The organism is Desertibaculum subflavum (genome assembly GCA_003576705.1).
In the GTDB taxonomy this organism is placed as follows: Bacteria; Pseudomonadota; Alphaproteobacteria; order Ferrovibrionales; family Ferrovibrionaceae; genus Desertibaculum; species Desertibaculum subflavum.
This window is the reverse complement of record QOZS01000019.1, coordinates 1-18,092: the sequence shown is the minus strand read 5'-3', so window position 1 is coordinate 18,092 and position 18,092 is coordinate 1. Positions and strand designations below refer to the sequence as shown.

The window sequence follows — 18,092 nt, the reverse complement described above, 5'->3', positions numbered from 1 at the left end:
GTCGACGCAACGGGGAAAGAGCCATGTCGATCAAGGGGATGCCACGCGACTTCCGGGGCTATGGGGCGGTGCCGCCGCATGCCCGCTGGCCGGGCGGCGCGAGGCTCGCCGTGTCGGTGGTGGTGAATGTGGAGGAGGGGGCCGAGCTCTCCCTCACCGCCGGCGACGAGCGCAACGAGCGCACCTACGAGGTGACCGACGAGGTCACCGGCGTGCCCGATCCGTGCATGGAGACGCATTTCGAATACGGCACCCGCGCCGGTTTCTGGCGCGTGCTGCGCGTGCTGGAGGCGCATGGCGTGCCGTCGACTTTCAACACCTGCGGCCGCGCCGTGGCGCTGTCGCCCTGGCTCGCCGAGGAGGGCGTGAAGCGCGGCCACGAGATCTCGGCGCATGGCTGGCGCTGGGAGAGCCACGCGAAGATGGACGAGGCGGCGGAGCGCGAAGCCATCTCGAAAGCCGTCGACGCGATCGAGCGTGCCTCTGGCGCGAAGCCGGTCGGCTGGCACACCCGTTCGGCCGCCTCGCCCAACACCCGCCGCATCCTGGTCGAGCGGGGCCACTTCCTCTACGACAGCGACGCCTATGGCGACGACCTGCCGCATTACGTCGATGTCGGCGGCCGGCCGCATCTCGTGCTGCCCTACAGCTTCGACACCAACGACATGCATTTCCACCAGGGCATGCAGCGCTTCGTCACCGCGGCCGATTTCGCCGAATACGTCATCGACGCCGCCGACTGGCTATGGACCGAGGGCGCCGATCGGCCGCGCATGCTGTCGATCGGCCTGCACCTGCGCATGATCGGCCGACCGGGGCGCATCGGCGGTCTTGATCGCGTGCTGAAGCATCTGCGGGACAAAGGCGGCGTCTGGTTCGCCCGGCGCGACGAGATCGCGCGCCACTGGCTCGCCACGCATCCGCCCGCTTAAGCGCGCGCCATCCGCGGTGCGCCGGGGCCGGGATGCACGTGCACGCCGCGGGCGTCCACCGGTTCGCCGCATTGCGAGCAGACGGTGACGGGATCGAAATCCTGGCCGCAGGCCTTGTGCCGGTGCAGCAGCGGGCGGCCGCGCCTGCCGGCCATGTGCGTGTCGCCCCAATGCACGATCGCCATCATCAGCGGGTGCAGGTCGAGGCCGCGATCGGTGAGCCGGTATTCGTAGCGCTTCGGCCGATCCTGATAGGCGACCTTCTGCAGCACGCCGGCCTTGACCAGCTTGCGCAGTCGGTCGGCCAGCAAATGGCGGGTGATGCCGAGGCGGGTCTGGAATTCCTCGAACCGGCGCACGCGCAGGAAGCATTCGCGCAGCACCAGCAGGGTCCAGCGGTCGCCGATCACCGAGACGGTGCGGGCCACCGAGCAGGCTTCCTTGTCGAGTTCGTCCCAGCGCATCCGAACGCTCCGCGTGCTTGACAAGTTCTAAATTGGAACGCACCCTGAAGCAAGTTCCAAATTGGAACCCACGACGAGGAGGAAGCGCATGGCCGAGAAAGTCGCGCTGGTGATCGGCGCCGGCGACGCCACCGGCGGCGCCATCGCCCGGCGCTTCGCGCGCGAGGGCTATGTCGCCTGCGTCACCCGCCGGCATGCCGACAAGCTCGCGCCACTGGTCGCCCGCATCGAGCAGGAAGGCGGCCGTGCGCGCGCCTTCGGCACCGATGCGCGCAAGGAAGATGAGACCGTCGCCATGGTGGACCAGATCGAGCGCGAGATCGGCCCGATCGAGGTCGCCGTGTTCAACATCGGCGCCAATGTGCGCTTTCCGATCCGCGAAACTACCGCGCGGGTATTCTCCAAGGTGTGGGAGATGGCCTGCTTCTCGGGCTTCCTGATGGGCCGCGAGGCGGCGCGCGTGATGGTGCCGCGCGGGCAGGGCACCATCCTGTTCACCGGTGCCACCGCCAGCATCCGCGGCCGCGACGGCTACTCGGCCTTCGCCGCCGCCAAGCACGGTCTGCGCGCGGTGGCGCAGAGCATGGCGCGTGAGCTCGGCCCCGCCGGCATCCATGTCGCGCACACCATCATCGACGGCGCCATCGACACCGCCTGGATCCGGAAGAACTTCCCGGAGCGCTACAAGCTCAAGCAGAGCGACGGCATCCTCAATCCGGACCACATCGCCGAAGCCTACTGGCAGATCCACCGCCAGCCGCGCAGCGCCTGGACGCACGAGATGGATCTGCGCCCGTGGATGGAGCCATTCTGAAGGGAGGAGAGACCATGACCCCGAAGGTCGAGTTCCACTTCGATTTCGGCAGCCCGAATTCCTATTTCAGCCACAAGGTGATCCCGGGGATCGAGCAACGCACCGGCGCGAAGTTCGACTACCTGCCCGTCTTGCTCGGCGGCGTATTCAAGCTGACCAACAACCAGCCGCCGATGGTCCAGTTCAAGGGCATCAAGAACAAGCCGGAATATCAGCGCCTGGAGATGGAGCGCTTCATCCGGAAGCACGGGCTCACCCGCTTCAGGATGAACCCGAACTTCCCGGTCAACACGGTGCAGATCATGCGCGGTGCCGTGGCCGCCGAGATGGACGGCAACCTTGCGAAATACGTCGACGCCGTGTTCGCCCATATGTGGGAGGACGGGTTGAAGATGGACGATGCGGAGGTGATCCGCGCCGCGCTCGACAAGGCCGGCCTCGACGGCGCCCAAACGCTCGCTCGCATCCAGGACCAGGCGGTGAAGGACAAGCTGCTCGCCAATACCGAGGCCTCGGTCGCGCGCGGCACCTTCGGCAGCCCGACCTTCTTCGTCGGCACCGAGATCTTCTTCGGCAAGGACAGGCTGCGCGACGTGGAAGAAGAGATCCAGGCGCAGAAGAAGGCAGCCTGATCCGCGCCCTATCGATAATCGCGTCCGCTGACATGCGATTCGATACGTGTAATATCCCGCATCTACAGTCTGGGGAGTGAAAATGAGCCTGCCAGCCATCCTGCGCGACCGGCTTCGCCTGCCGGTGATCGGGTCGCCGCTGTTCATCATCTCGGTGCCCGATCTCGTCATCGCGCAGTGCAAGGCCGGCATCGTCGGCAGCTTCCCGGCGCTGAACGCGCGCCCGGCCGAAGTGCTGGAGCAATGGCTGCAGCGCATCTCCACCGAGCTCGCCGACTACGACCGCCAGCACCCGGACGCGCCCTCGGCGCCTTTCGCCGTGAACCAGATCGTGCACAAGTCGAACGACCGACTGCAGCACGATGTCGATCTCTGCGTGAAGTACAAGGTGCCGATCGTCATCACCTCGCTCGGCGCGCGCGAGGATCTCAACCAGGCGATCCATTCCTATGGCGGCATCGTGCTGCACGACATCATCAACAACACCTTCGCCCGGAAGGCGATCGACAAGGGCGCCGACGGGCTGATCGCCGTCGCGGCCGGCGCCGGCGGCCATGCCGGCACCATCTCGCCGATCGCGCTGATCCACGACATCCGGGAATGGTTCGACGGGCCGCTGGTGCTGTCTGGCGCCATCGCCACCGGCCGCGGCGTGCTGGCGGCGCAGGCGATGGGCGCCGATCTCGCCTATATCGGCTCCGCCTTCATCGCCACCACCGAGGCGAACGCGGATCAGGGCTACAAGCAGATGATCGTCGAGAGCGCCGCCGCCGACATCGTCTACACCAACCTGTTCACCGGCGTGCACGGCAACTATCTGCGCACCTCGATCGTCCGCGCCGGGCTCGACCCCGAGAACCTGCCGCAATCCGATCCCTCGAAGATGAATTTCGGCTCCGGCGGGTCGAGCAAGGCCAAGGCCTGGCGCGACATCTGGGGCGCCGGCCAGGGTGTCGGCGCGGTCAAGCGGGTGATCGGCGCGGCCGAGCTGGTGGCACGGCTCGCGCAGGAATACGACGCCGCGCTCGCCGAGCTGGCGGCCCAGCGGCGCTTCGCCGCGGCGGCGGAGTAGGAGCGGCGCGACCGCCGCGATATAAGGGCGGCCATGCGCATCCTGCTGATCAACGGCAATACGACCGCGGCGATTACCGAGCGTTGCGCCGCGGCCGCGCGCGCCGTGGCGGCGCCGGGCACCGAGATCGTGCCGCTGACCGCGAAGTCCGGCCCGCGCATCATTGGCACCCGGACCGAGAACGCCATCGCCGCCCGCGGCATGCTGGAGCTGCTCGGCGAACACATGGCCGGCGCCGACGCCGCGATCAACGCCGTCTCCTTCGACACCGCACTCGACGCCATGCGCGAGGCGGCGCCCTTCCCGGTGGTCGGCATGACCGAGGCCGCGCTGTACGTCGCCGCCATGCAGGGCAGCCGGATCGGCTTCCTGTCGCCCGGCGCCCGCTCGGTCGGCATCTACCGCGAGACGGTGGCACGGACCGGGCTGGCGGAGCGCGTGATCGCCTACCCCGTGCTCGACATGACGCCGCAGGACTATCTCGACCCCGACCCGCTGATCGACCGCGTGGTCGCACTGCTCGGCGCGGCGATCGAACGCGAGAGCTTGGAGACGGTCATCCTCGCCGGCGCTGCCCTGGCCGGCCTCGTCCCGCGCATCCAGGCCCGCCTGCCAGTGCCGCTGGTCGACGGCATCGCCGCCGCCGCCGTGCTGGCGGAAGGGCTGGTGCGTCTCGGCCTGCCCAAGCCCGCGGCGGGTTCCTTCGCCGCGCCGCCGCCGCGGGATCTGGTCGGCCTGCCCGCGACATTTTCCAGGCTGTTCCCGCCAGCGCCCCGGTAATCCTCCCCGCTTGAACCGCGATTCGCGCGCGCCTAAGGTCGATTCGCACATAGATTCATCAGACTTAGGCGGACCACCCAGGCATGCTGAACGATCGGCTGGAGGCCCTGAAGGACTATCCCTTCCAGCGCCTCCGCGAACTCCTCGCCGGGGTTGCCCCGCCCGCCGGGCTCGCGCCGATCACCATGTCGATCGGCGAGCCGAACCATCCCTTCCCGGGTTTCGTGGGCGAGATCCTGGCCAAGCACCTGCCGGAATACGGCAAATACCCGCCGATCCTGGGTACGCCGGAATACCGCCAGGCGGCCGTGAACTGGCTCGGTCGGCGCTACAAGCTGCCGGCGGGCCTGCTCGATGCCGAGAAGCATGTGGTGGCGCTGTCCGGCACCAAGGAGGGGCTGTTCATGATGGCCCAGGCCGTGGTGCCGACCCGGAAGGGCGGCGGCACCCCGATCGTCGCCATGCCTGACCCGTTCTACCAGGTCTATGCCGGCGCCGGCGTGCTGGCGGGGGCGGAGCTGCTGCTGCTGCCGGCCCGGCGCGAGAACAACTTCATGCCCGACTATACTGGGCTGACGCCGTCGCAGCTCGACCGCATGGCGGCCTTCTATCTCTGCACGCCGTCCAACCCGCAAGGCACCGTCGCCGATCTCGACTATCTGACCGGCCTGCTGGCGCTCGCCCGCAAGCACGACTTCGTGCTGATCCTCGACGAATGCTATGCCGAGATCTATTCCGACAAGCCGCCCTCCGGCGGGCTCGAAGCCGCGATGCAGCTCGACGGCCGGCTCGACAACCTGGTCTGCTTCCACTCGCTGTCGAAGCGGTCCAGCGTGCCGGGCCTGCGCATCGGCTTCGTCGCCGGCGACCCGAAGGTGATCGCCGCCTTCGGCCGCGTGCGCAACTATGGCGGGCCGACCATCCCGTTCCCGATCCTGCATGCCGGCACGGCGCTGTGGAACGAAGACAGCCATGCCGAGGCCAACCGCGATCTCTACCGGCGCAAGTTCGCCATGGCGGAGCGGCTGCTCGGCAACCGGCTCGGCTTCTACAAGCCGGCCGGCGGCTTCTTCCTCTGGCTCGATGCCGGCGACAGCGAGAAGGCGGCGCGCAAGCTCTATGCCGAGGCGGCGGTGACCGTGCTGCCCGGCGCCTATCTCGCCAAGGCCGATGACGGGACCATCGGCAAGCCCTATCTCCGCGTCGCCCTGGTCAACGACCTGGCGACGACGGAACAGGCGCTGACCCGCATCCGCGACACTTTGGGATAGAGGGCAAGGCATGGCGCAACGCTCCACCGCGACACGTCGGCTGGTCTTCCTGCCCGACAACCTCAAGGTGTTCCTGCGCCGCCGGCTGGTGGAGCTCGGCGGCATCGGCGTGTTCCTGCTTGCCGGCCTGCTGGCGCTGCTGCTGGCGACCTATTCTCCCGACGATCCCTCGCTCAACAACGCCACCTCGGCGGCGGCCGGCAACGCGCTCGGCCGGCCCGGGGCCTTCATCGCGGATATCGCGCTGCAGACGCTCGGCATCGGCGCGGCGGCGGTGGTTCTGGTGCTGGCCGGCTGGGCCTGGCGCGTCGTCTCGCATCGCGGCGTGCGCTGGTACCAGGTGGCGCTGCTCCCGCTCGCCGTCCTGCTGCTCGCGGCCACGGCGGCGGGCTTTTCCAGTGTCGATCCGAACCGTCTGCCGGCGGGGTTCGGCGGTGTCGCCGGCGCATTGGTGACGCGCAGCGCCCTGCTGCCGCTGTTGCACAATATCGGCCTCGCGGTCGGCCCGGCGCTGATCGGCCTGTTCCTGCTGCCGCTGGCGATCGTTGCCGCGGGCGCCGCGATCGGCGTGCGGCCGGCCGAGCTTGGCGCAGGCCTCGCCGCGGGCTGGCGCTGGATCGGGAACAGGCTTGCCCGCCATCGCGCCGATGACGATGAGGAGGCCTTCGAGGCGCCGAAAGCCGCGCGCCGGGCCGAGCCCCGCCTCAAGCCGAAGAAACCGGTCGTCGAGGACGACGAGGAAGACGAGGACGACGTGCTGGAGTCGCTGCCGGCCGTGGTCCGGCGGCTCGCCAAGCCCAGGGTCGAGAAGCAGCAGCGGCAGCCGCGCGCCTCGCAGGGCAAGCTCGACCTGGCGGTCGCCGGCAGCTACCAGCTGCCGCCGATGACCTTGCTCGCCGCCGTGCCGGCGCAGCGCAGCGAGCAGGTGAACGAGGAGGCGCTGGAGCAGAACGCGCGCCTGCTCGAATCGACGCTCGAGGATTTCGGCGTCAACGGCGAGATCACCAAGGTGCGTCCGGGCCCGGTGGTGACGCTCTACGAGCTCGAGCCGGCGCCCGGCACCAAGTCGTCCCGCGTCATCGGCCTCTCCGACGACATCGCGCGCTCGATGAGCTCGGTCTCGGCCCGCATCGCCGTGGTGCCGGGCCGCAACGCCATCGGCATCGAGCTGCCCAACGCCCGGCGCGAGACGGTCTATCTGCGCGAGCTGCTCACCGCCGAGGCCTACGAGAAGGCGCCGGTCGCGCTGCCGCTCGCCCTTGGCAAGGATATCGGCGGCGGGCCGGTGGTGGCCGACCTGTCGCGCATGCCGCATCTCCTGGTCGCGGGCACCACCGGCTCCGGCAAGTCGGTCGCCATCAACACGATGATCCTGTCGCTGCTCTACCGGCTGTCGCCGGAGGAATGCCGCCTGATCATGATCGATCCGAAGATGCTGGAACTGTCGGTCTATGACGGCATCCCGCATCTGCTGGCGCCGGTGGTGACGGAGCCAGGCAAGGCCATCGTCGCGCTGAAATGGGCGGTGCGCGAGATGGAGGATCGCTATCGCAAGATGTCCGAACTCGGCGTGCGCAATATCGGCAGCTACAACCAGCGCCTGGCCGAGGCGCGGGCGAAGAACGAGCAGCTCTCGCGCACGGTGCAGACCGGATTCGACCTCGAGACCGGCAAGCCGGTCTTCGAGGACAAGCCGCTCTCGCTCGATCCGCTGCCGTTCATCGTGGTGATCGTCGACGAGCTGGCCGACCTCATGCTGGTGGCCGGCAAGGATATCGAGGCCTCGGTGCAGCGGCTCGCCCAGATGGCGCGCGCCGCCGGCCTGCACCTGATCATGGCGACCCAGCGCCCGTCGGTCGACGTCATCACCGGCACCATCAAGGCGAACTTCCCGACCCGGATCAGCTTTCAGGTCACCTCCAAGATCGACAGCCGCACCATCCTGGGCGAGCAGGGGGCCGAGCAGCTGCTCGGCATGGGCGACATGCTCTACATGCCGGGCGCCGGCCGCCTGCAGCGCGTGCACGGCCCGTTCGTCTCGGACACCGAGGTCGAGCAGGTGGTCGCCTATCTCAAGGCGCAGGGCGAGCCGGAATACCTCGAGGCGGTCACCGCCGATATCGACGGCGGCGACGGTCCGGGCGCGATCGGCGGCGCCGAGGGCGGCGAGGTGGACGAACTGTACGACCGCGCCGTCGCGCTGGTCACGCGCGAGCGCAAGTGCTCCACCAGCTTCATCCAGCGCTATCTGCAGATCGGCTACAACCGCGCCGCCCGCATCGTCGAGCGCATGGAGGCCGAAGGCGTGGTCGGCCGCGCCAACCATGTCGGCAAGCGCGAAGTCCTCGCCCGCGACATCGACGACCGCGAGAATTAAGCCGCGGTCCGCTCCAGCTGGTGCAGGGTCACTTCGGGCGGGCAGTTGAAGCGGATATCGACCAGCGAGTTGCCGGTGCCGCGCGAGGTGTAGCCGATCAGCTGGTCATAGCGCCAGCTGCCGCGCGCGAAGCGGCGCGGGCTCGGCGCATGGGTCAGCACCGGCACGCCGCCGGGCAGGCAGATCTGGCCGCCATGCGTGTGGCCGCACAGCATCAGGTCGAAATCCGCCGCCGCGGCGTCGCGGTAGGTCTCGGGCGTGTGCGACAGCAATATCGAGGTCGCGTCCGGCGGGATCGCGCCGGCGGCGCGGCGGAAATCGGCGAGATCGTAGAAATAGGCGTCGTCAATCCCGGCAAGATGGACGGCGTCGTCCCCACGGCGGATCGGCACGTGCTCGTTCAGCAGCAGCCGATACCCCATGGCCTCCATCGCCGGCACCATGCGGATGCTGTCGTGGTTGCCGAGCACCGCATAGGCCGGCGTCTTCAGCGCCGCGCGCAGCCGCTCAAGCTCCGCCAGCGTCGCGTCGCTCGGTCCGTAGGTGCGGAAGCGGTAATCGCCGGTCAGGACGCACAGGTCGTAGTCGAGCGGCCGCACCGCCTCGACCATCGCCTCGATCCCGGCCGCGCCCGAGGCGAGATGCAGGTCGCTCAGATGCAGCAGCGTGAATCCGTGGAAGGACGCGGGCAGGTGCTTCAGCGGCACGGCATGGCGCGTGACCTGGACGTTCAGCGCATTGCGGCGGCCGCGGCCGTGCAGCCCGGTGACACGCAGCCCGCTGTTGATGAGCAGCCGCACCAGCCGCCAGTTCTCCACATGGTGCAGGCCCCTCCGCTGGCCGACGCGCGCCTCATGCGCCTGTTCGAGGCGCAACCGGTCGCGCAGGTGCGACGGCCCGATGCGACGCTCCAAGTCCGCGAGCTGGTCCGGATCGTCGGCTATGTCGCTGGCTCCAGGTATGGCCCCGCCGGCACCGCCTCGATCAATGCCGGGTCGCGGTCGACGGCGGCTCGATCCCGCCGTCGGATTCGTTGGCCATGGTCAGTTCCAGCCCCTCCGTCGTGTGATCGACCACAAGTCGGGTGCCGTCGGTGAACAGGATCAGCAGCTCGGTGGTGCGGTGGCGCCGGACGGCCTTCACCGTCTTGCCGGCCAGCACGCGGGTGACCTTCTTGGCGTCGGTTGCGAGCTTGTTCATGGGGCACCTCTCCAGGCCGGCGAAGCGTTGACGACAGATTCCCCCAGGGGCGCGCCCCATTCTCGCATGCAATCAGGCGGCGCGGTCAATACCCCGCCAGCCTGGCATAGCGGTCGCGGTGGTAGGACGAGCCGCCGAAAGCCGCCTCCGCCGCCCGCGCCCGCTTGAGGTAGAGGCCGGCATCGTGCGCGTCGGTCATGCCGATGCCGCCATGCATCTGCACGAACTCGTTGGACAGGAGGTGCAGCGCATCGCCCGCCTTGGCCTTGGCGAGCGAGGCGAGGGCGGGCACATCGTTCGCCCGGGAGTCGATGGCGGCCAATGCCGCCTCGACGCAGGAACGCGCCAGTTCGATCTCGGTGAACATCTTGGCGGCGCGGTGCTGCAGCGCCTGGAACGCGCCGATCAGCTGGCCGAACTGGGTGCGCGTCTTCAGGTATTCCAAGGTGATCTCGAAAGCCTGCGTCGCGGTGCCGAGCATCTCGGCGGCGAGTCCGGCGCGGGCGCGATCCAGCGTCGCTTCCAGGATATCGAAACCGCCATCGACCGGGCCGAGGACGGCATCCTTGCCGACGGTGATGTCGGCGAATTCGAGATCGGCGACGCCACGGCTGTCGACGGTCGCGAGCTTGTGCCGTGTCAGGCCCGTGGCATTGCCGGGCACGAGGAAGAGGGTGACGCCGTTCCGCTCGCCGGGCCTGCCCGATGTGCGCGCCGCGACGATGACGAGATCGGCGCTGCCGCCATCCAGCACGAACAGCTTCCTGCCGGTCAGCGCCCAGCCATCCCCCTTCCGCGCCGCGGCAAGGGCGATGCGCTCGGGCGCATGATGCGCCGTCTCGTCCACGGCCAAGGTCGCGATCGCCTCGCCGCTCGCGATCTTCGGCAGCCAGGCCTGCTGTTGCGCCGCGCTGCCGCCCTGCAGCAGCGCGGAAGCGGCGGCGAGCGCGCTGGCGACGAGCGGCGAGGCGGTGAGCGTCCGTCCGGTCTCTTCCAGCACCAGGCCAAGGCTCGCATAGCCGAGATCGGAGCCGCCGAGCGCTTCCGGAATCAGAATGCCGGCCCAGCCCATCTCGCAGATCTCACGCCAGGCCGCCTTGTCGAAGCCGTCGGCATTGCCGCTGTCGCGCAATTTGCGCAGCGCCGCCACGGGAGACTTGGCGCGCAGCCAGGCCTTGGCGGCGTCGCGCAGCAGGGTCTGTTCTTCGGTCAGCACGGCCACGGTTTGCTCTTTCCTACTGATGGTCCTGCAGGCCCAGCACGCGCTTGGCCACGACGTTCAGGTTGATCTCGGACGTGCCGCCCTCGATCGAATTGCCCTTGGAGCGGAGCCACGCCCGGGTTGCCTGCAGCTCGCCCTTGGAGAAACCCTCGCCCTCCCAGCCGAGCGCGCGGTTGCCCATCGCCTCGACCATCAGCTCGCAGCGCTCCTGGTTGATCTTGGCCGCCATGTATTTGAGGATCGACGCGGCCGGCCCGACACCGCCGCCGGCCTTGGCCTCCTGCTCCACCCGCCGCACGGTGAGGGCAAAGGCCTTGGCCTCCATCCGGTGCGCGGCGATGCGGCTTCGCAGATCCGCGTCGGCGATCCTGCCGTTCTCCTCGCCGACATACTTCCTGGCGATGTCCTCGAGCTCGAGCCCGGCGCCGCCGCCCAGGCTGCCGAAGCCGGACGAAGAAATGTTCTGCCGCTCGTATTGCAGCAGCCGCTTGGCGATGTCCCAGCCGCCGTTCAGCTTGCCGACCAGGTTCGCCTTCGGCACCTGCACGTCGGTGAAGAAGGTTTCGCAGAACGGCGACGAGCCGGAGATCAGCTTGATCGGCCGCGCCTCGACGCCGGGCCATTTCATGTCGAACAGCACGAAGGAGATGCCTTCGTGCTTCTTCGTGGTGTCGGTGCGCACCAGGCAGAAGATCCAGTCGGCCTGGTCGGCATAGGAGGTCCAGACCTTCTGGCCGTTGATCAGGAAATGGTCGCCCTTGTCCTCGGCGCGGGTCCTGAGGCTCGCCAGGTCCGAGCCAGCGCCGGGCTCGGAGTAGCCCTGGCACCAGCGGATCTCGCCGCGCACGATCTTCGGCAGGTGCTCGGCCTTCTGCTGATCGTTGGCGTATTCCAGCAGCACCGGCCCCAGCATCCAGAGCCCGAAGGAATAGAGCGCAGGCCGGGCCTTGATCCGGCGCAGCTCCTCCTCCAGCACCTTGGCCTCGGGCCGCGTGAGCCCGCCGCCGCCATATTGTTTCGGCCAGGTCGGCGCGGTCCAGCCCCGCGCCGCCATCCGGTCGAGCCAGAGCTTGCTGTCCGGGTTCTTGAACTTTGCGTTCCGCCCGCCCCAGGCGATCTCGTCCTCGGGCATCGGCGTCCGCATGGAAGGCGGGCAGTTGGCGTCCAGCCAGGCCCGGGTCTCGGCCCGGAAGGCATCCAGTTCGGCCATGCTGCATTTCCTCCGATGCGGCCCGTTCTGGCCAGAGCGTATGTCAGAAATCCGCCAGCGGTGGAAGGCGGGCGTTTCCGGGGCGGGTCCGGCGCGGTATATTGTCGCTCATGGCTGCATTTGATCGCATCACCTTCGACCGAGATGTGATGGGCGGGCGCGCCTGCGTTCGCGGCATGCGCTTGCCCGTGAGCACGATCGTCGACCTCGTGGCCGATGGCCTGACGGCTGCGGAGATCATCAAGGAATACCCAGTCCTCGATGCCGAAGACATCCGCCAGGCGCTCGGCTACGCCGCTTACCTTGCGCGTGAAGAAGTCCACACGGCTTGAGCTCATCCCCTCCGCTACGGTTCTTGGTCGATATGGGACTTCCGGCGGGCGTTGCCGCTTGGTTGCGGCAAGCCGGCTACGACGCCGTACATCCACTGGAGCTCGGCCTGGAACGTGCTCGAGATACTGAGCTTTTTGACCTCGCCAGTCGCGAAAGCAGAGTTGTCGTTACCACCGATTTCGACTTCGGCGAGATTGTCGCGCTACGCGGCGGCAGTCAGGTGTCCGTCATCATTTGCCACTTTCCAAAGCAGGTCACTGACCGAACCGTCCACCGCCTGGAGCCAGTTCTCCGCGATGAGGCTGACGCGTTGCGGGCCGGTTGCGTGATCATCATTGAACCGCATCGTTACCGGCTCCGGCGGCTGCCGATAGGGCCGGTTTGACGGCCCCCCGGTCGGGGATGTATTTCCGACCGATAAATTCCAGCAACGCTCTCCGGGAGGAGCACCCTTGGTCGGTATCGTCGCTTACGGCGGCTACGTGCCCCGTCTTCGCCTGGCCCGCAAGGCCATCGTCGAAGCCAATGCCTGGTCCAATGCCGCCCTGAAAGGCGGCGGCAAGGATGAACGGGCGATCTGCAACTGGGACGAGGACGCGCTCACCATGGCCGTCGAGGCCGCGCGCGACTGCCTGCAGCCGGCCGAGCGCGGCCAGCTCAAGGCGGTCTACCTCGCCTCGACCACCCTGCCGTTCCAGGACCGCCTGAATTCCGGCGTCGCCGCCGAGGCGCTCAACCTCGGCGACAACCTGGAGACGCTCGACATCACCTCGTCGCAGCGCGCCGGCACTTCCGGCCTGATCGCGGCGGCGCGCACCGCGGCGGCGGGCGGCGGGCCGCTCCTCTTCCTCACCGCCGAGAAGCGGCGCACCCGGGCGGCGAGCCCGCAGGAACTGTCCTACGGCGACGGCGGCGCGGCGCTGCTGCTCGACAAGGGTCCGGGCATCGCCGAACTGGTCGCGCATGAGAGCAAGGCGGTCGATTTCGTCGACCATTACCGCGGCGACGGCCGGCCCTACGACTACACCTGGGAAGAGCGCTGGATCCGCGACGAGGGCTACAACAAGATCGTGCCGCCCGTCGTCAAGGCGCTGCTCGACAAGGCCAAGGTGAAGGGCGCCGACGTCACCCATTTCATCCTGCCCTGCACCATCGCCCGCGTCGCCGCCGGCATCGCCAAGAAGCTCGGCATGCCGGACAGCGCGGTGCGCGACAACTTGGCCTCGGCCATGGGCGAGGCCGGCACGGCGCATCCGCTGGTCATGCTGGTGCACACGCTGCAGGACGCCAAGCCCGGCGACAAGATCGTGGTGGCGAGCTTCGGCCAGGGCTGCGACGCCCTGCTGTTCGAGGTGAAGCCGGAGATCGCCAAGCTCGCGCCCCGGCTCGGCATCAAGGGCTTCCTGGCCCGCCGCAAGCCGGAGACCAACTACAACAAGTTCATCGCCTGGAACCAGGTGGTGGACCAGGAAAAGGGCATGCGGGCCGAGCTCGACAAGCAGACCGCGCTCACCACCCTCTACCGGAAGAGCGGCATGCTGACCGGCCTGCTCGGCGGCAAGTGCACCAAGTGCGGGACCTTGCAGTATCCGAAGTCGAAGATCTGCGTTAACCCGAACTGCAATGCCATGCACAGCCAGGAAGACCAGCCCTTCGCCGACATGCCAGCCCGCATCCTTTCGTATACCGCTGACCTGTTGACCTATAGCCCCGATCCGCCGCAGCATTACGGCATGGTCCAGTTTGAGGATGGCGGCCGCCTGATGGCCGACTTCACCGATGTGGACGTCGGCAAGGTCGATGCGGGCATGCCGATGCGGATGGTGTTCCGGGTGAAGGAATACGACCCGGCGCGCGGGTTCACCAAGTATTTCTGGAAGGCAACCCCGGCCGCCGGCGCATCGGCGGGCTGACGAGGAGGAAAACCAAATGGCCAAAGGCATCAGAGATAAAGTTGCCATCCTCGGGATGGGCTGCTCGAAATTCGGCGAGCGGTGGGATTGCGAAGCCGAAGACCTGATGGTCGAGGCGTTCGAGGAAGGCCTCGCCGACGCTGGCGTCGACAAGAACCAGATCAACGCCGCCTGGCTCTCGACCGCGATCGAGGATGTGCATGTCGGCAAGTCGGGCGTGCCGCTCGCGGTCGCACTCCGCCTGCCCTACATCCCGGTGACCCGGGTCGAGAACTACTGCGCCTCCGGCTCGGAAGCCTTCCGCGGCGCGGTCTATGCCGTCGCCTCCGGCGCAGCTGACATCGCGCTCGCGCTCGGCGTCGAGAAGCTGAAGGACACCGGCTATGGCGGCCTGCCGCAGCGCGGCCGCGGCGTGCTCAACTCGATGGTCAACGCCAATGGCTCGGCGCCGGGCAACTTCGCCCAGCTCGCCGCCGCCTATCGTGCCAAGCACGGCGTCAGCCGCGAGGACATGAAGCGCGCCATGGCGCATATCTCGGTCAAGAGCCACGACAACGGCTCGCGCAACCCGAAGGCGCATCTGCAGTCGAAGATCACCGAGGAGCAGGTGCTCAACGCGCCGATGGTGGCGGAGCCGCTCGGCCTGTTCGATTGCTGCGGCGTGTCGGATGGCGCCGCCTGCGCCATCGTCACCACGCCCGAGATCGCCAAGTCGATGGGCAAGAAGAACATCGTCACCGTGAAGGCACTGCAGCTCTCGGTGTCGAACGGCATCGAGGCGCAGCACAATTCCTGGGACGGCAGCTATTTCATGACCGCCCGCGTCGCCGCCAAGCGCGCCTACGAGGAAGCGGGGATCAAGAACCCGCGCGAGCAGATCTCGCTGATGGAAGTGCATGACTGCTTCTCGGTGACCGAGCTGGTCACCATGGAAGACCTCTACATCTCGCCGGAAGGCGGCGCGATCAAGGACGTGCTCGACGGCTTCTACGATCACGACGGCAAGCTGCCGTGCCAGATCGACGGCGGGCTGAAGTGCTTCGGCCATCCGATCGGCTCGTCGGGTCTGCGCATGCTCTACGAGATGTACCTGCAGATGCAGGGCCGCGCCGGCGCCCGCCAGCGCAAGGAGCAGCCGGTCTTCGGCATGACCCACAACCTGGGCGGGGCGCCGAACATGAACGTCTGCTCGGTCGCCATCGTCGGCCTTGAAGGCGCCTGATCGGCCCCTTCGGTCGTCAAGTGACAGGCGCCCGCCGGGCAACCGGCGGGCGCTTTTCTTTTGGCCCCTCTCTTCCTGTATCGGCGGCTCTGGTAGAATCGCGCCGATTGCCTGGACGGGTGGGGAGCATGGCGTACCTGACTCGCGCGCTCGGTTGCGTGGTGGCGCTGTTCGTCCTGGCCGCCGGCGCGGCGGCGCAGGAGGCGAAGCCGCCGGCGCTTCCCTCGGGCCTGACGCCGGCCGGCGTGGAAGGCTTCGTCGCGCCGCTGACCGATGCCCAGGCGCGCGATCTCCTGATCGACCGCCTGAAGCAGGACGCCGCATCGCGTCCCGCCCAGGCCGGCGACGGCATGGCGACCTCCATGCTGCGCCGGCTGCGCGATGCCTCGCAGGCGCTGCGCGACCGCAAGGACGAGATCATCGCCGCCCTCGCGGACGCGCCGCAAACGCTCGGCGATGCCTTCGACAATCTGACCGACCTGCAGGGCTGGCCGGCCTTCGGGCGCGGCGTGCTGGTGCTGGTCGCGACGCTCCTTGTCGGCGCCGGCGCCGAGTATGGCGTGGCTCGCCTGCTGGCGCGGGGCGCGCGGCCCGCCGCGGGGGAGGGGCGTTATGGCGCGCGACTTTCCGCCGCCGGCCTCCATCTCGCCGGCGGCACGCTGCGGCTGCTGACCTTTGCCATCGTCGCCTATGCGGCGTCGCTGGTCTTCCTGGACCGGTTCGATCCGCTGCGCGAGATGGTGGTCGCCTTCGCGCTGATCGTGGTGGCGTGGCGGGCCGTGGCGCTGCTCGCCGATGCGGCGCTGGCGCCGGCCGCGCCGGCCCGGCGCCTTGCCTTCGCCGACGACCGGGCCGCCGCCGAGCTCAGGCAGCACCTCGTCGCCTTCGGTGGCGGCGCCGCCGTGATCGTCGTCATGCAGGGCTTCCTCGCCCTGATCGGCGTGCCGGATGTCCTGATCCAGCTGTTCATCGTGGTGGCCGGCGCCATGGTGATGGTGGCGCTGGTTGCCGCCTTCATCGGCGACTTCCTGGTCGAGGAAAGCACTTCGCGCGCCCATGTCGCGCCGGTGCTGCTGGCCGGCCTGCTGGTGGTCGGCTTCCTCGCCTGGGCGGTCGACGTGCTGATCGGCTGGAGCCACGCCGCCCGCGACATGGCGCTGGCGGCCGCCATCCTCATTGTATTGCCGACGGTGGAGCGGTTGCTGCGCGGCGTCGTGGCCGGGCTCGATCCGCAGGCATCGGCGGCGATCCCGGCCGCGCGCAGCTCCGACCGCTGGATGGTGATCTCGCTGCGCCTGGTGGCGGCGCTGACCGTGCTGTCGCTCGTCGTCGACGGCCTCGGTGCCAATGCCAGCGCGGTGTTCGGCCAGCGCCTGGTGGATGTCGGCCTCTCGGTCGGCACCACGCTTCTGGTGGCGACGGTGATCTGGCAGGCGATCACCATCGCCATCGACCGCAAGATCGGCATCCGCGCGGTCCAGGATTCGACGCGCGACGCCGAGGAAGCCGGCGGCGTGGTGGCGACCCGCGCCGAGACCCTGCTGCCGCTGGTGCGCACTTTCCTATGGTTCGCGCTGGTCGCCATCGTCGGCATGACGGCGCTTTCCAATCTCGGCGTGGATATCGGACCGCTGCTCGCCGGTGCCGGCGTGGTCGGCCTCGCCATCGGCTTCGGCGCCCAGACCCTGGTGCGCGACATCGTCGCCGGCATCTTTTTCCTGATCGACGACGCGATCCGCGTCGGCGAGTACATCGAGTTCGGCAATATCCGCGGCGAGGTGGAGAAGATCTCGATCCGCTCGCTGATCCTGCGCCATCATCGCGGCGCCATCCATGTGGTGCCGTTCGGCGAGCTGAAGTCGATCACCAACTACAACCGCGACTGGGCCATCTTCAAGATGGAGTTCGGCGTGCCCTACGACACCGATATCGACAAGGTGCGCAAGCTGGTCAAGAACACCGGCCTCGATCTCCTGAAGGATCCGGAGCACGGGAGGAAGTTCCTCGAGCCGTTGAAGAGCCAGGGCGTCGTCGCCTTCGGCAATTCCGCGCTGAACGTGCGCGTCAAGTTCAAGTGCAAGCCGCGCGAGCAGTTCGTGCTGCGCCGCATCGTGCACCAGCGCATCAAGCAGGCATTCGACGACAACGGCATCGCCTTCGCCTATCCGCGCGTGGTTGTGGAGGGGCCAGGCGGCGCCCTGGCGGCCGCGGCGGCCACCGCCGCCAACAACGGCGCCGAGGCGAAGCCCGCGGCATAGCTGCCGCCGGTGCTTCAGCCCCGCTCGCTCTCGTCCGGCTCCGGCGGCTCGTCCGTCTCGATCTTGTACCGGTCGGTGAGCCAGCGGTGCAGGTCGATATCCGAGCAGCGCTTGGAGCAGAACGGTCGGTAGGCGGGGTCGGCCGGCTTGCGGCAGACCGGGCAGGGCCGGGGCGGGCGGATCGGCGTCGCGGCGCTCATGTCGAGGCGATGTCGTAGGAAGCGCGCCGCCGCCCGGGCTCGACGATCACCTGTACCGGCAGCTCGAATCGGCCCGCCAGCGCGGCCGGCTCCAGCAGCGCCGCGACGTCCGGCGCCGCCGCGATCGACCAGCGCCCGGCCGGAGCGCGCGCGATCGCGCGGGCGAGGTGGCGGCCGGCCTCGGCGGCCACG

General features: G+C 68.6%; 19 protein-coding genes. 12 read left to right on the top strand and 7 right to left on the bottom strand.

The features are described 5' to 3' along the window. Positions 1 to 23: 23 nt before the first annotated feature. On the top strand, positions 24 to 932 hold the full coding sequence (locus tag DT074_RS11935) for a polysaccharide deacetylase family protein (protein ID WP_119420081.1): 909 nt from the start codon (positions 24 to 26) through the stop codon (positions 930 to 932). On the opposite strand, the gene DT074_RS11930 is transcribed toward DT074_RS11935, so the two are convergent. After that, positions 929 to 1,396 carry a winged helix-turn-helix transcriptional regulator gene (locus tag DT074_RS11930; RefSeq protein ID WP_119420080.1) on the bottom strand — a complete coding sequence of 156 codons (468 nt, stop codon included), beginning with the start codon at positions 1,394 to 1,396 and terminating at the stop codon, positions 929 to 931. The two genes, DT074_RS11935 and DT074_RS11930, sit on opposite strands and share 4 nt — an antisense overlap. 88 nt (positions 1,397 to 1,484) lie before the next feature. Here DT074_RS11930 and DT074_RS11925 point away from each other — a divergent pair, with 88 nt between their 5' ends. From DT074_RS11925 to DT074_RS11900, 6 genes are all read left to right on the top strand, one after another. Next, positions 1,485 to 2,210 (top strand): SDR family oxidoreductase, encoded by a 726-nt coding sequence (locus DT074_RS11925; protein WP_119420079.1) that lies wholly within the window; start codon positions 1,485 to 1,487, stop codon positions 2,208 to 2,210. A gap of 14 nt (positions 2,211 to 2,224) precedes the next feature. Continuing rightward, positions 2,225 to 2,842: a 2-hydroxychromene-2-carboxylate isomerase gene (locus DT074_RS11920; protein ID WP_119420078.1), complete on the top strand. Its 618-nt coding sequence runs from the start codon at positions 2,225 to 2,227 to the stop codon at positions 2,840 to 2,842. Between the two features lie 82 nt (positions 2,843 to 2,924). Further along, entirely contained in the window at positions 2,925 to 3,914 is a 990-nt protein-coding gene (locus DT074_RS11915; protein WP_119420077.1) for an NAD(P)H-dependent flavin oxidoreductase, read from the top strand. Between the two features lie 33 nt (positions 3,915 to 3,947). After that, positions 3,948 to 4,694, top strand: a complete 747-nt coding sequence (locus tag DT074_RS11910) for an aspartate/glutamate racemase family protein (protein WP_119420076.1) — start codon at positions 3,948 to 3,950, stop codon at positions 4,692 to 4,694. Positions 4,695 to 4,777: 83 nt separating this feature from the next. Next, on the top strand, positions 4,778 to 5,965 hold the full coding sequence (locus DT074_RS11905; RefSeq protein ID WP_119420075.1) for an aminotransferase class I/II-fold pyridoxal phosphate-dependent enzyme: 1,188 nt from the start codon (positions 4,778 to 4,780) through the stop codon (positions 5,963 to 5,965). Positions 5,966 to 5,975: 10 nt separating this feature from the next. Next, on the top strand, positions 5,976 to 8,342 hold the full coding sequence (locus tag DT074_RS11900) for an FtsK/SpoIIIE family DNA translocase (protein WP_119420074.1): 2,367 nt from the start codon (positions 5,976 to 5,978) through the stop codon (positions 8,340 to 8,342). Here DT074_RS11900 and DT074_RS11895 read toward each other — a convergent pair. The 4 genes from DT074_RS11895 to DT074_RS11880 form a co-directional block, all read right to left on the bottom strand. After that, positions 8,339 to 9,256, bottom strand: a complete 918-nt coding sequence (locus DT074_RS11895) for a metallophosphoesterase (RefSeq protein WP_368744624.1) — start codon at positions 9,254 to 9,256, stop codon at positions 8,339 to 8,341. The genes DT074_RS11900 and DT074_RS11895 overlap by 4 nt on opposite strands. 70 nt (positions 9,257 to 9,326) lie before the next feature. Further along, complete coding sequence (locus DT074_RS11890) at positions 9,327 to 9,542, bottom strand: hypothetical protein (protein ID WP_119420073.1); 216 nt, start codon at positions 9,540 to 9,542, stop codon at positions 9,327 to 9,329. An 85-nt stretch (positions 9,543 to 9,627) separates the two neighbouring features. Next, positions 9,628 to 10,764: an acyl-CoA dehydrogenase family protein gene (locus DT074_RS11885; protein ID WP_119420072.1), complete on the bottom strand. Its 1,137-nt coding sequence runs from the start codon at positions 10,762 to 10,764 to the stop codon at positions 9,628 to 9,630. A 13-nt stretch (positions 10,765 to 10,777) separates the two neighbouring features. After that, complete coding sequence (locus DT074_RS11880; protein WP_119420071.1) at positions 10,778 to 11,974, bottom strand: acyl-CoA dehydrogenase family protein; 1,197 nt, start codon at positions 11,972 to 11,974, stop codon at positions 10,778 to 10,780. Between the two features lie 110 nt (positions 11,975 to 12,084). Here DT074_RS11880 and DT074_RS11875 point away from each other — a divergent pair, with 110 nt between their 5' ends. The 5 genes from DT074_RS11875 (at position 12,085) to DT074_RS11855 (ending at position 17,700) form a co-directional block, all read left to right on the top strand. Then, complete coding sequence (locus DT074_RS11875; RefSeq protein WP_119420070.1) at positions 12,085 to 12,306, top strand: DUF433 domain-containing protein; 222 nt, start codon at positions 12,085 to 12,087, stop codon at positions 12,304 to 12,306. A gap of 23 nt (positions 12,307 to 12,329) precedes the next feature. Further along, the gene (locus tag DT074_RS11870; RefSeq protein ID WP_162914843.1) at positions 12,330 to 12,692 is read left to right on the top strand and encodes a DUF5615 family PIN-like protein; all 363 of its coding nucleotides are present in this window, start codon (positions 12,330 to 12,332) and stop codon (positions 12,690 to 12,692) included. Between the two features lie 67 nt (positions 12,693 to 12,759). Beyond that, entirely contained in the window at positions 12,760 to 14,220 is a 1,461-nt protein-coding gene (locus DT074_RS11865) for a hydroxymethylglutaryl-CoA synthase family protein (RefSeq protein WP_119420068.1), read from the top strand. A gap of 16 nt (positions 14,221 to 14,236) precedes the next feature. Then, on the top strand, positions 14,237 to 15,442 hold the full coding sequence (locus tag DT074_RS11860) for an acetyl-CoA acetyltransferase (RefSeq protein ID WP_119420067.1): 1,206 nt from the start codon (positions 14,237 to 14,239) through the stop codon (positions 15,440 to 15,442). 128 nt (positions 15,443 to 15,570) lie between these two features. Further along, positions 15,571 to 17,700: a mechanosensitive ion channel family protein gene (locus DT074_RS11855; RefSeq protein ID WP_119420066.1), complete on the top strand. Its 2,130-nt coding sequence runs from the start codon at positions 15,571 to 15,573 to the stop codon at positions 17,698 to 17,700. A gap of 14 nt (positions 17,701 to 17,714) precedes the next feature. Here DT074_RS11855 and DT074_RS11850 read toward each other — a convergent pair whose 3' ends face one another. After that, a complete protein-coding gene (locus tag DT074_RS11850; protein ID WP_119420065.1) occupies positions 17,715 to 17,900 on the bottom strand; it encodes a DNA gyrase inhibitor YacG in 186 nt (61 codons plus the stop codon). After that, positions 17,897 to 18,092, bottom strand: a 196-nt coding sequence (locus DT074_RS11845) for a hypothetical protein (RefSeq protein ID WP_162914842.1), incomplete at its 5' end; no start/stop codon positions are given. The genes DT074_RS11845 and DT074_RS11850, both read right to left, overlap by 4 nt.